Origin of the sequence: Campylobacter iguaniorum (genome assembly GCF_000736415.1) — a bacterium.
Lineage (GTDB): Bacteria > Campylobacterota > Campylobacteria > Campylobacterales > Campylobacteraceae > Campylobacter > Campylobacter iguaniorum.
The window spans coordinates 697716-711963 of the sequence record NZ_CP009043.1; the positions used below are offsets into that span (position 1 = coordinate 697716).

At 33.9% G+C, this 14248-nt stretch carries 2 protein-coding genes, 9 tRNA genes and 1 CRISPR repeat array (1 of these 12 running past the window's edge); of the genes, 10 read left to right on the top strand and 1 reads right to left on the bottom strand.

What is annotated here, in order from left to right:
• Positions 1–9007: direct repeats of the CRISPR family, unit length 30 nt; unit sequence GTGTAAATTTATCCTTGTAGGATTTGAAAC; it begins 830 nt to the left of the window's first position.
• Between the two features lie 165 nt (positions 9008–9172).
• Complete coding sequence (locus tag CIG1485E_RS03460; protein WP_038453741.1) at positions 9173–10303, bottom strand: GGDEF domain-containing protein; 1131 nt, start codon at positions 10301–10303, stop codon at positions 9173–9175.
• Between the two features lie 270 nt (positions 10304–10573).
• On the opposite strand from CIG1485E_RS03460, the gene CIG1485E_RS03465 reads away from it, so the two are divergent.
• From CIG1485E_RS03465 to CIG1485E_RS03510, 10 genes are all read left to right on the top strand, one after another.
• Positions 10574–10649: transfer RNA gene (locus CIG1485E_RS03465), tRNA-Lys, on the top strand.
• 13 nt (positions 10650–10662) lie between these two features.
• Positions 10663–10738 (top strand) — tRNA-Val (locus CIG1485E_RS03470).
• Between the two features lie 15 nt (positions 10739–10753).
• Positions 10754–10830 (top strand) — tRNA-Asp (locus CIG1485E_RS03475).
• A gap of 7 nt (positions 10831–10837) precedes the next feature.
• Positions 10838–10913 (top strand) — tRNA-Lys (locus CIG1485E_RS03480).
• A gap of 20 nt (positions 10914–10933) precedes the next feature.
• A tRNA-Glu gene (locus tag CIG1485E_RS03485) sits at positions 10934–11010 on the top strand.
• Positions 11011–11018: 8 nt separating this feature from the next.
• Positions 11019–11094: transfer RNA gene (locus CIG1485E_RS03490), tRNA-Val, on the top strand.
• Positions 11095–11109: 15 nt separating this feature from the next.
• A tRNA-Asp gene (locus CIG1485E_RS03495) sits at positions 11110–11186 on the top strand.
• 58 nt (positions 11187–11244) lie between these two features.
• Positions 11245–11320 (top strand) — tRNA-Lys (locus tag CIG1485E_RS03500).
• A 15-nt stretch (positions 11321–11335) separates the two neighbouring features.
• Positions 11336–11410 (top strand) — tRNA-Glu (locus CIG1485E_RS03505).
• Between the two features lie 128 nt (positions 11411–11538).
• Positions 11539–14232, top strand: a complete 2694-nt coding sequence (locus CIG1485E_RS03510; RefSeq protein WP_038453744.1) for a hypothetical protein — start codon at positions 11539–11541, stop codon at positions 14230–14232.
• Positions 14233–14248 lie beyond the last annotated feature (16 nt).

A 14248-nucleotide genomic window follows, 5' to 3' on the forward strand; every position in this document is an offset into this window, starting at 1 on the left:
GAACCGTAATACCTGCTGGAAGTGTGTAAATTTATCCTTGTAGGATTTGAAACCGCTACTTTGAAAACTGCCGACATCGCCACCGCTTTGTGTAAATTTATCCTTGTAGGATTTGAAACCCTTATCCACCGTCGCACTTGCTAGTAGTCCGCTTGTGTAAATTTATCCTTGTAGGATTTGAAACAGGTATGTAATGAGCAAACGAAAATATGACAAGAGTGTAAATTTATCCTTGTAGGATTTGAAACTGCTATGAAAGCAGGTATTGACAACGAGCCAGAAATGTGTAAATTTATCCTTGTAGGATTTGAAACCCACTTATACAGGCGATGCCTCTAAAATGGAGGCAGGTGTAAATTTATCCTTGTAGGATTTGAAACCTTCAAGCGTTGCTATGGCAATATAATGATGCTGAGTGTAAATTTATCCTTGTAGGATTTGAAACTTCTCCTATCAAAAATTTTTGTTTGAAGTCTTCAGGGTGTAAATTTATCCTTGTAGGATTTGAAACGATAGTAAGGACGTGGCTCTTTTGTCACAAATCGGCGTGTAAATTTATCCTTGTAGGATTTGAAACTACCAGTATATAAGAGAGTTAGAAATAAGACTAAGTGTAAATTTATCCTTGTAGGATTTGAAACCATATATAAGCTAACCAATCAAGACAAAATTTTAGTGTAAATTTATCCTTGTAGGATTTGAAACGAGTATCTAATACGCCTATTTACAGACGCTGGAGGTGTAAATTTATCCTTGTAGGATTTGAAACTTTATGAATTTTCCTCCCTGAAACTAGCCAATACTGTGTAAATTTATCCTTGTAGGATTTGAAACTAATTTGGGGATAAATGCTTATGCTAGTAATTCGGGTGTAAATTTATCCTTGTAGGATTTGAAACATAGCTGATAAAGTTTCAAGCCCTTTAATGTAGTCTTGTGTAAATTTATCCTTGTAGGATTTGAAACAAAACTCATCCAGGGGATAACGGCATAAGGTCAGTTGGTGTAAATTTATCCTTGTAGGATTTGAAACAAGCTTCTAGCCATTCTTGTTGTTCTACGCTTACTCGTGTAAATTTATCCTTGTAGGATTTGAAACAGTTATGATGATTTTGTAAATTTGTTAAATGAAAATAGTGTAAATTTATCCTTGTAGGATTTGAAACTCATTTTAAACCCTCTCTCAAATCATTTTAGGAGAGTGTAAATTTATCCTTGTAGGATTTGAAACATCCAGCCTTGCAAACTAGAATGCTCACTGAAGAAAGGTGTAAATTTATCCTTGTAGGATTTGAAACGCTTTTCAAGTTTATATCTGTCTATATCCTTAGCGTGTAAATTTATCCTTGTAGGATTTGAAACTAAGTTCAGTTTCACTGAAGCACACTATCCTACTGTGTAAATTTATCCTTGTAGGATTTGAAACTTATGACTGGCGAGAGTTAGACCATGGTTCAGATGGTGTGTAAATTTATCCTTGTAGGATTTGAAACACTACACCTAAGCCACCCAAAACACTCACTAAAGCGTGTAAATTTATCCTTGTAGGATTTGAAACTTTTCAAAATCAACGTCGCTCCATTTTAAGGCTAAGTGTAAATTTATCCTTGTAGGATTTGAAACCCCGCGTAATCCTCTGTAATATAATCACTATAATATGTGTAAATTTATCCTTGTAGGATTTGAAACGATTTATACTGTGGGTATATGTCATATCTGAAGTTAGTGTAAATTTATCCTTGTAGGATTTGAAACATAAAATCACTCTAAGACAATGCAAACTAATTCTGTGTAAATTTATCCTTGTAGGATTTGAAACCCGATTATATAGCAAGCGTATTTATACTCATCTGTAGTGTAAATTTATCCTTGTAGGATTTGAAACTGATACGCAACGTAAGAGTAATAAAGAGAATATAGGTGTAAATTTATCCTTGTAGGATTTGAAACCGAAGGTAAGATTATGGAGCTTAGTGCCGTATGGCGTGTAAATTTATCCTTGTAGGATTTGAAACCAGCCTTAAAAAAGAGCTTGAGCGTTCGCCAAATTCGGTGTAAATTTATCCTTGTAGGATTTGAAACAAATCAATGGCTAGTGACTGGAATTTAAGAGATTGGTGTAAATTTATCCTTGTAGGATTTGAAACAATCGTTTGCGTGGAACTTACGCGTGGTTTTCTTGGAGTGTAAATTTATCCTTGTAGGATTTGAAACTCGTATCAAAATACCGTCTAGCGTACAATAAAAGTGTGTAAATTTATCCTTGTAGGATTTGAAACTGGCATCATGCAACCGATTAAAGACTATGGGTTAGGTGTAAATTTATCCTTGTAGGATTTGAAACTCTGCTAAAATAAACTCACCCATCTCATAACTAGTGTAAATTTATCCTTGTAGGATTTGAAACAATCGTTTGCGTGGAACTTACGCGTGGTTTTCTTGGTGTAAATTTATCCTTGTAGGATTTGAAACTTAGACGGATTTGCTGCTATGATTTTTTGATAATGTGTAAATTTATCCTTGTAGGATTTGAAACTTTGTATTTTCGTTGATGAGTTTTAGATCAGCGTTTGTGTAAATTTATCCTTGTAGGATTTGAAACCAAAATAAAGGAGAAAATTTGGCAACATACATACGAGTGTAAATTTATCCTTGTAGGATTTGAAACTATCAGTTTTTCTTACGTTTGTCCTTTTTGTTTGTAGTGTAAATTTATCCTTGTAGGATTTGAAACCCCTAAATGGTTGCTTTCGTGACGCTTTAAGGGGGTGTAAATTTATCCTTGTAGGATTTGAAACGATCTATTCTTACAAAATGAATACTCTATTAAAGAGTGTAAATTTATCCTTGTAGGATTTGAAACGTATTGTAGTTGAAGCAATGGAAATGCTAGGCAATGTGTAAATTTATCCTTGTAGGATTTGAAACATAGTAAATTTTCTAGTAACTGCTATAGCTGTATTTCGTGTAAATTTATCCTTGTAGGATTTGAAACGCTAAATCTTCTCCCTTGACATAAATGATAGCTTCTCCGTGTAAATTTATCCTTGTAGGATTTGAAACAATGTTCTTCCAACTGCAATCGAAAGACACGAAACAGTGTAAATTTATCCTTGTAGGATTTGAAACTCACTAAATCCTTGAAGTCTTAGACATTCAAGTGGGTGTAAATTTATCCTTGTAGGATTTGAAACCCATTTTGATCTTGCCACTGATCAAACTTTAATCTACGTGTAAATTTATCCTTGTAGGATTTGAAACGTAAATTTTAGCTAAAAAAGTGAGCCGATTTGACCCCAGTGTAAATTTATCCTTGTAGGATTTGAAACCTACATAGTCATAGTTTATCTTCGCATCAGCTTGAGTGTAAATTTATCCTTGTAGGATTTGAAACGCCAGTCCATAGCCACTCTACTAGCTACTACAACGTGTAAATTTATCCTTGTAGGATTTGAAACAAATATTTTGCAATTTCTCTATAAATTAAGGTTATTGTGTAAATTTATCCTTGTAGGATTTGAAACGTAGCAGATAAGGTTGGTTTATAGATAGCATTTGTAGTGTAAATTTATCCTTGTAGGATTTGAAACTCCTACACCAAACGGAGTGACATTTACAACCTTTTGTGTAAATTTATCCTTGTAGGATTTGAAACCTTGTGTGGTAGCCTATCTCACACGCCAATGGGAAAGTGTAAATTTATCCTTGTAGGATTTGAAACTTTCTGGTATTGTAGCACGACTTATTATCTGAAAAAAGTGTAAATTTATCCTTGTAGGATTTGAAACAGATACTTGAAAGAGTATAAATGGAAGTAGTATTTTAGTGTAAATTTATCCTTGTAGGATTTGAAACCTGAAGCTTTTAAGCCTTGCTTTGAGAATATCAAGTGTAAATTTATCCTTGTAGGATTTGAAACCAAGCCAAAACTCTGGAACATAAAAATCAATAGCGTGTAAATTTATCCTTGTAGGATTTGAAACTTCCATATAAGACACTGTCTAACCTTCCAGTTTGTGTGTAAATTTATCCTTGTAGGATTTGAAACGCGTTCCAGCTACACCAGTCAAGGTGGCTACTACGGTGTAAATTTATCCTTGTAGGATTTGAAACTCAAAGCTTCGCTATCAAGTGTGATTTTTGTGCCGGTGTAAATTTATCCTTGTAGGATTTGAAACAATTCATATTCGCAACGGTATCCAAGACTTAAATCTGTGTAAATTTATCCTTGTAGGATTTGAAACATACCATTCATTTTTCTGTGTGAGTAGCTTTTGCAGTGTAAATTTATCCTTGTAGGATTTGAAACGGGTCATTAAGCAAGCCATACGTTTTATTGTCGCCGTGTAAATTTATCCTTGTAGGATTTGAAACCAACGCTTTTTGCCTGTTGCGATACCGCCCAATTTGTGTAAATTTATCCTTGTAGGATTTGAAACTTCCATATAAGACACTGTCTAACCTTCCAGTTTGTAGTGTAAATTTATCCTTGTAGGATTTGAAACGCGGTGGTTGCGTTGTAGATACTACTCAACTATCGTGTAAATTTATCCTTGTAGGATTTGAAACCTTCATCCCTCAAAGTATCTCTAAGCATATAAAACGTGTAAATTTATCCTTGTAGGATTTGAAACCTCTTGCTTGGACTAAAGCCTTTTGCTCAGCTATCGTGTAAATTTATCCTTGTAGGATTTGAAACTCATTGTGGTTTCACCAATAGTGATACTAGTATCTGTGTAAATTTATCCTTGTAGGATTTGAAACAATAGTCTTTGAGTGGCTCAAGCAGATAGATTGTCCGTGTAAATTTATCCTTGTAGGATTTGAAACCCTTGCGAACTGTGTCATCTTTGCCATAAACTAAGTGTAAATTTATCCTTGTAGGATTTGAAACCAAATCTGTAGAAACTTATCTTTTGAGCTTTTACAGTGTAAATTTATCCTTGTAGGATTTGAAACATGCCATTTGGTGGCGAAGAAAAAATAAATAAATGTGTAAATTTATCCTTGTAGGATTTGAAACAAGGTAATATTTTTGATAGTTTTTGATAGTAGCTTAGAGTGTAAATTTATCCTTGTAGGATTTGAAACGTTTGAGTGCTACCCAAACTCCTAACCTGTCATCGTGTAAATTTATCCTTGTAGGATTTGAAACTAATAGTTCGAAAAAATTGAACAAAAATGGAGTAAGTGTAAATTTATCCTTGTAGGATTTGAAACTGCTGAAACAATTCTAAACTGGCAATATGCTTTAGAGTGTAAATTTATCCTTGTAGGATTTGAAACGCTCAATTTGATGAGCTTGTCAAATCTCAAAAGGGTGTAAATTTATCCTTGTAGGATTTGAAACATTATAAGTGGTTCTGAATATGCTTTAAAAATGGGTGTAAATTTATCCTTGTAGGATTTGAAACTGGAGTCTAATAAAAACTGTTATAATGATCCAAGGTGTAAATTTATCCTTGTAGGATTTGAAACATGGCAAAACTATTGATAGCGTGACTTGCCGTTTATTTGTGTAAATTTATCCTTGTAGGATTTGAAACTGGATTTTGTTAATAAGGTCATGGGAGACTATGGAGTGTAAATTTATCCTTGTAGGATTTGAAACAACATTTTTCAAAAACATCAAATAAGCCTTTGCGGTGTAAATTTATCCTTGTAGGATTTGAAACCGAATTCTAAAGAAACAAATCCAAATGAAATAGGGTGTAAATTTATCCTTGTAGGATTTGAAACGCTCTATCTCATTTCTTGATATTCAGATATTTTGTGTGTAAATTTATCCTTGTAGGATTTGAAACTTTTAGCATAAGTTTGATATAATTCTAAAACAAAAGTGTAAATTTATCCTTGTAGGATTTGAAACGTTTGTTGCTTAGATGCATACATAGATGTAGCTGCGGTGTAAATTTATCCTTGTAGGATTTGAAACTCATAATATAATAATAGGACCATGTAAATGGCTAGTGTAAATTTATCCTTGTAGGATTTGAAACGTAAAAGATAATCCTAATACTTAAAATAAAAACAAAGTGTAAATTTATCCTTGTAGGATTTGAAACGGGTGTTCAAACGCCCATTTATTCTGAATTTTCGGTGTAAATTTATCCTTGTAGGATTTGAAACTTTTCTAAATTCTCGCCCTCGATAACCCCAGCATTCGTGTAAATTTATCCTTGTAGGATTTGAAACAAATATAACTCTGCTCTGTTTTATCTATCATTTTTCGTGTAAATTTATCCTTGTAGGATTTGAAACTACATATGGTTCGTCTTTGAGTGCAAACACTAGCGTGTAAATTTATCCTTGTAGGATTTGAAACTGGATAATGGTATGCTTATGGTGCTAATCTCTAATGTGTAAATTTATCCTTGTAGGATTTGAAACTTTGATAATGAACTAAATCGCCATTGCTTATATCGTGTAAATTTATCCTTGTAGGATTTGAAACTTCACAACACAAAACACACAAGTTGAAGTTTTAAATTGTGTAAATTTATCCTTGTAGGATTTGAAACGTCCTGAAGGCTTCAAGGAGTGCTTAGAGATATTAGTGTAAATTTATCCTTGTAGGATTTGAAACGCTACATAATCCTCATCAATAGAGCAATAAATAGCTTGTGTAAATTTATCCTTGTAGGATTTGAAACCTCAATGGTATTAGAATACCGTGCAACGCCAAATAAGTGTAAATTTATCCTTGTAGGATTTGAAACTTTTTAGCCATATTGAGATAGACAAAAGAGGCTTTAGTGTAAATTTATCCTTGTAGGATTTGAAACGTGAAATTGATAAAGAGAGTAAGACCATAGAGCTGTGTAAATTTATCCTTGTAGGATTTGAAACCTTCTATGAGTTGTTTTTGACAAGAGATCAACAGAGTGTAAATTTATCCTTGTAGGATTTGAAACGCCTATATAGAAAACGAGCTCAATAAACGTGATTTGTGTAAATTTATCCTTGTAGGATTTGAAACCTGAAGCCTAAAGGCTCAACTCTTAATCATCTTTTGTTGTGTAAATTTATCCTTGTAGGATTTGAAACGTTTTTCTAGTTTTTTGCTTGATACAAACTCAGTCCAAGTGTAAATTTATCCTTGTAGGATTTGAAACTTTAGCAAAATCTTTGAAAAATGAAGAGATACAAGTGTAAATTTATCCTTGTAGGATTTGAAACAATAAATCATAAGCTAAATCTAGCACCCTAAATTGGTGTAAATTTATCCTTGTAGGATTTGAAACACTTTTTGGCTTGAATATATCTTTTATAAAGCCTTGAGTGTAAATTTATCCTTGTAGGATTTGAAACCAGCGAAGCAATCACTACAGCTATGAAAAATGATAGTGTAAATTTATCCTTGTAGGATTTGAAACCAGCGAAGCAATCACTACAGCTATGAAAAATGATAGTGTAAATTTATCCTTGTAGGATTTGAAACTATCTTCTATTCTCTCATCACTTTTTAAAGTGTAAGTGTAAATTTATCCTTGTAGGATTTGAAACCCTTTCAGTTAAGCCCTTTGTGGTAAAATCTAGGTGTAAATTTATCCTTGTAGGATTTGAAACGCTTTTCAAGTTTATATCTGTCTATATCCTTAGCTTTGTGTAAATTTATCCTTGTAGGATTTGAAACTTTTGTTTGTTTGTTTTTAGGCAGGTCATAGCTTTTGTGTAAATTTATCCTTGTAGGATTTGAAACTACTTGACACAAGACATAGCATCTATAGCCGTAGTAGTGTAAATTTATCCTTGTAGGATTTGAAACAATTCAAATATGACGAGCTTGGCGTAAACAAAGAAAAGTGTAAATTTATCCTTGTAGGATTTGAAACGGTTCTCTATACTCTTTCCATACGCCTGTAGTCTGTGTAAATTTATCCTTGTAGGATTTGAAACCGGGTATTTAAGAATGGCAAAATAGGGTATATTTGGTGTAAATTTATCCTTGTAGGATTTGAAACCTCACGTTTTCTAAAGCTACTGCTTCAAGTTTGTGTGTAAATTTATCCTTGTAGGATTTGAAACGCCATAGAGATTTAGCAAAAAAGCATTGTGTTTCAGTGTAAATTTATCCTTGTAGGATTTGAAACTAGATTTTTCCCACAAATCAGCGTTTTTGAGTATTGTGTAAATTTATCCTTGTAGGATTTGAAACCGAGCAAAGAGCCATCAACTCTTCCGAGGTTTAGTACGTGTAAATTTATCCTTGTAGGATTTGAAACTTGTAAAAGGAAATGAGATATATGCTAAGAAATGGGGTGTAAATTTATCCTTGTAGGATTTGAAACGCCTCTATTCTTTTTGGAATGAAGCTCAAGGCTTCGTGTAAATTTATCCTTGTAGGATTTGAAACTAACTGCTACCATGACTTTCTTTGTTGAATGTCTCAGTGTAAATTTATCCTTGTAGGATTTGAAACTATCAAAAAGCAAAGTGGTAGAAAGAAGTTTAAAGTGTAAATTTATCCTTGTAGGATTTGAAACGAGCTTCACGCACTTGATAAAGTGGCTAAAAGTTTGCGTGTAAATTTATCCTTGTAGGATTTGAAACCTACGGACACCTACCCCTCCCAAAAAAACTGGTGTAAATTTATCCTTGTAGGATTTGAAACGTGAAGATATTTCGCTATAATTCCAAAATGAGTAAGGTGTAAATTTATCCTTGTAGGATTTGAAACTCGTATATCATTATTTTATCCTTGAAAGTTCTGGTGTAAATTTATCCTTGTAGGATTTGAAACTATATTCATCTTGACATCACTTAATTTTTTTACTGTGTAAATTTATCCTTGTAGGATTTGAAACTAACTGTTCCATATACTCAAAATACTAATGTCACAAGTGTAAATTTATCCTTGTAGGATTTGAAACCTTTTGCTTGTTCGTAATCATCATTTTTGATGAAATTGTGTAAATTTATCCTTGTAGGATTTGAAACTTTGAGTTGAAAGCCTACCAGTTGTTGGAGTTGCTTTGTGCAAATTTATCCTTGCAGGATTTAAGATTGCCCACATATCATATTCTATAAATCTAAAGTATAAATCCGCTTTTATTATCCTAGTCATAGCACAAAACCAAAAATCTACACCCAAAATACAAAAACGCAACTCTACCGCATAAGATTTATACACATTATTGACGCAACAAAACCAAATATCAAATTCGCTATGTTACATTTCGTAACTTACACAGCATTTTCCATTATGTTTGGCATTGTAGACTTGTGTATCTGCTTGTTTGATAAGCTCATTATATGAAGTCATTGAGTCTGTTTTTGATGCGATTCCTATGCTTATATGTGCTTTGCATGTGGTTTCTTTTAGCTTTATATTGAGCATTTTTACGTTTTTTAGTATTGTATTTCCTACTTGTATCGCACCTTCAAGCTTGGTATTTGGGCATATCAGCAAAAACTCGTCCCCGCCAAGCCTACATATCACATCATCAGTTCTTACAGAATCTTTCAGCGCTATAGCTACTGTTTTTAGTACGATATCGCCAGCGTCATGTCCGTATGTATCGTTTATCGCTTTGAAGTGGTCTAGATCCATCATCAAAACAGATAACGGAAAGTTATATTCCAAGCTCTCTTTCCATAGCATATCCAAAGTCTGCATGGCATATCTTCTATTTGGCAGTTCTGTTAGCTGATCGGTTATTGATAGCCTTTTTAGGTGTTCGTTTGCCACTAGAAGCTCTTTTGTTCTTTCTTCTACTTTTATTTCAAGTTCGTTTTTGAGTAGTAGCAGCTCTTTATTTCTTTTAGATAACATTTCAAGCATTTTATTTAGTGCATTTACGAGTGGGCCGACCTCTTCGGAGCTGCTTTGTGAGTTTACTATATTATAGGCTTCTTCTTTGCTGGCTCCATTTTGGATTAGTTCTATTTGTTTAGCCATCTTTTTATCTTGACCAAGTATATGAAAAGCAAGCCAATTCACCAAGAAATCAAGCAAATTCTTTATTTTGACATTTTCCATAGTGCCTTTGTTTAGCTCAGAATACAGCGTATCTACTTCCACGAAAAATGCTTGGTGGTTTGAGACATGATCTTTGATAAACTCATGAGATAGCTTATATTCAGCCATTAGCTTTTCTTCTGTGCCAAAGTGATATTTCGCATAGTCAAATAGCTCATTACATAGTTGTGTTATTTCATCTATGCTCAGCACTTTATCTTGTGATATTTTGTATCCCAGAGCGTTTATGAGATCCACCAAATGGCGGTGTTGCTTGTCTACAAGCTCTATGCCAGTTTCAAATTTGCTATTCCAAGTAAATATACCGTGAGTGTTTTGCATATCGATCCACCTTTGGTTTAAAGATTGCTTATTGTACCTAACCTAAATATAAAATAACTTTAAATTTCAATAAAATATAAACCGTAAATCTATTTTTGCGATAATTATTTGTGATTTGTCGCATTAAAAAAATAATCATTTTTTGACAAATTTTTACAAATATCTTTGATTTTTACTTGACAAAATAATTTTATTTTTGTATAATTTCACTTCATTTTTGAGATGTTGCGATATTTATACACATTAAAGCTTATATCCACAAATGATTTTGTCTCGCTAGCTCAGTCGGTAGAGCATCTCCCTTTTAAGGAGGGGGCCGTTGGTTCGAATCCAACGCGGGACACCACTGTTTTATTTTTGGTCGCTTAGCTCAGTTGGTAGAGCGCCACCCTTACAAGGTGGATGTCATAAGTTCGAGTCTTATAGCGACCACCATTTAAATTTACGGTTGCGGCGGTAGTTCAGCTGGTTAGAATATCGGCCTGTCACGCCGGGGGTCGCGGGTTCGAGTCCCGTCCGCCGCGCCATTTTTTTGTCTCGCTAGCTCAGTCGGTAGAGCATCTCCCTTTTAAGGAGGGGGCCGTTGGTTCGAATCCAACGCGGGACACCACTATATTGTCATAGGGTTTTGACCCTTTCGTCTAGTTGGCCCAGGACGTCACATTCTCTGTGTGAAAACGTGAGTTCAAATCTTACAAGGGTCGCCATCAAATTTGGTCGCTTAGCTCAGTTGGTAGAGCGCCACCCTTACAAGGTGGATGTCATAAGTTCGAGTCTTATAGCGACCACCATTTAAATTTACGGTTGCGGCGGTAGTTCAGCTGGTTAGAATATCGGCCTGTCACGCCGGGGGTCGCGGGTTCGAGTCCCGTCCGCCGCGCCATTTTAGTTTTTCGACACATACGTGCCATTATTAGCATTTGCTAAGCTTAGATGATCTTGCCTCGTTAGCTCAGTTGGTAGAGCATGTCACTCTTAATGATGGGGTCGTAGGTTCGAGCCCTACACGGGGCACCATTTTTTATTATTGTTGGCCCCTTCGTCTAGCGGTTAGGACACCAGCCTCTCACGTTGGTAACACGAGTTCGAGTCTCGTAGGGGTCACCATTTCCCTAAGTATTTCCATAATCTTTGAAATATTAATCAATCAATACAATTTAAACACAGACTAAACTATTATTAAGCTTATTTGGTTTACCATAATAAACATTATTTTATTAAATTTGGAAAAGATTATGAAAAAGATATTTTTGATTTTTGGTTTTTTGGGATTTTTTGCATTGGAGTCTTTGGGTGTTGATGTCTTTTGCAATGATACTTATAATTCAAAATTAGAATTAATAGAACACAATGTTCCAATTGGAACCGTCATAATAAGTCCATTGGAAAATTTTCGGAAAAATTTTTCACATAATGGTGCACAAGTTCGCTATGTAGCTAAAGATAAAGGGTATTATAAATTTAATTTAACCGCTGATAATATACGTGGAGAGCATGGTATTCTTAACTGGAACCAAGTTTCTGTGCGTTTTTATACTGGTTTTGCTGGTAAAATGACATTTAAAATAGATAGTATAGATGCGTGTTGGGGTGAAGCAGATAAATGTAAAGAATTAAATAATAGTGAAAGGTGGTATACTAAATATCCGAGTGATATTGCTGGAGAAATTTTGTATTATAGAGTTTTATCTTCAGACTACAGTGCAAGTGGTCTTTCTACTTCTGACAAGAATAAAAATTATGGCGGAATATGTTATGATTCACATTTGACTAATACGACGAAATTCCCAAACAATAGTATAAATGTATTATATGATCAAAGTCAAACTTACTCTGCTAGAACGTATGTTGGCGGAGATGTTAATATATTAATAGAATTAAATCCAAACTTTGAAGCAGCTATTAGAGACATTGCTCATAGATTTTCTGCTACTATCATAATAGAGCCACTTCAATCATCAATCGACACTATAAGTGGAAATATAAATTTATCAAATTCATTTACTCAAAATGGTAAGTTATATACTCAAATCATAGGAAAGCCATTTGATTTGCAATTATATAAAGCTTTGGCTGATGAGCTTGATTTTACTGATAGAAAACTACAATTAACTTTAGTAAATGATAAAGGAGAAGCTGTAAAATTCACAAGTGGAAGCGGAGGCAATGTCATTAATATAAATCAAAATAAATTTGAAGCATTAAATACTTCAAGTATTAAAATAAATAATATTGTTATAAAAAATGAGAGCAATATAACTCCTGCATTGAAATTTAAAATAGAGCTTTTGGATAAGACAAATAATGTTATAGATACTGGATATTCAGATAGCTTTTCTGCTAGACCAAAAGGGTATGTTTCAAATTTAGACGGAAATACAAAAATAGGTGGAACAAGAGATCAAAATCTAAATGATATAAAAGCCATAGATGAACTAAACAACAAAGTTCTAGGATATAACACAATGCTTGAAACCCTAAATGAAAAAAATATCATCAAATGGACGCAAGATGAAAAATGCAAAGATGGCGAAAATATCATCGAACCAAATAAAATAACAAATATGCGTATTAAATTTGATAGTGGGCTTGGTTCTAGCTATAATGTTTGTTACGATAATGAAAAAGCGATAGAATTAAATGCCGATAATATAAATGCCAATAAATGTTATTTTTCTTACCCAGATATCGGACCTACTACGATAAATATATATGATGATACTTGGACTGCGATCGATCATGACGGCGATTGTATAGAGGGCGAGAGCGGAAATGTGGCTAATAGTGATGGTAAAATAGGGTGCAATATAGAACTACAAAGTGACTATTATAAATTTATGCTTGATAAAATTATGCTAAAATCAAAAGAGCTGAGCGATAAATTTTCCAATATGACTTACTATCTCAAAGATGATGTTTATACAAAATCAAAAGAGCGGTTAGAAAGCATGATGGCAGCTGATTTGAAGTTGAATTTAAACGCTACTTTGGCTGATGGCACGACTCCTAAGCTATATACAAAAAACTACTACGCAAAAGATGTGAATTTAGATGTGACAGATAATCTCACTGAAGAAGTTTATTATTACGGAGTTGAGAAGACGGCTGATGAACGTGATAAATTTGCTATCAAAATTAAATCGGCAGAAGATGATGATACGACCAAAGAAAAAAACGACGGTAAATTTACTATCTCAAAAGACGCCTTTTATCTTGGTGAAGCTAGTGTGAGCTTGAAGCTAAATTTAGGCAGAAAGTACAATGAGCCAAAAGCTTATAAAAATATTACGCCTGATATATTTACACTAAGTGGAAAAGATGAAGATAATGTAGAATTAGAAAAAGGTGTAGTTGCGAGTGATAGTGAGGCGAATTTTTACTATGGTAGGGTTTTTGCACCAAACTATGATATATACGCAAATAGTGGCGAAGTGAGTTTGTATTATGGTGTTTATTTCAGTGGCGATGAGAGCGAAGAGGATAAAGAAAAAATAAAAAATTTCATCACGTCAAATGAGACAAAAACGCTAGAAGAGTGCAAAATCCCACAACTCAAAGACTACTATATAAATCCAGCATTTAGCGGCGAAAGCACAAACGAATATTTGGGTGCGAATTTGACAATTAGCGAGAATAACGCTGCTGTAAAGGAAAACGGAAAAGAAAAGCTAATCCTTACTTATAATGGCGTTGAGTTTCCAAAAACAATAAATATCAAAATAACCCCAAATGATGAAGCTAAAAAGTATTTGCTGTTTGATAAATTTGTTCCAAATGATGAAAAGCCAATAGATACAAGCTTCAATGCGACATTTTATAGCTTAGATAAGGGCGGCTGGACTGGAAGCGGAGAGCATGGAAAAGTCATGGATATAGGTGGCGAAAATAGTGATAACGCACCAAAAGGAAATAGAAGAATAGACTGGTAAAGTCTATTCTAAATCG

What these genes read in the sequence shown, in the direction of transcription:
- CIG1485E_RS03510 (WP_038453744.1), top strand. Translation starts at nt 11,539, where the DNA reads ATGAAAAAGATATTTTTGATTTTTGGTTTTTTGGGATTTTTTGCATTG.
- CIG1485E_RS03460 (WP_038453741.1), bottom strand. Translation starts at nt 10,303, where the DNA reads ATGCAAAACACTCACGGTATATTTACTTGGAATAGCAAATTTGAAACT.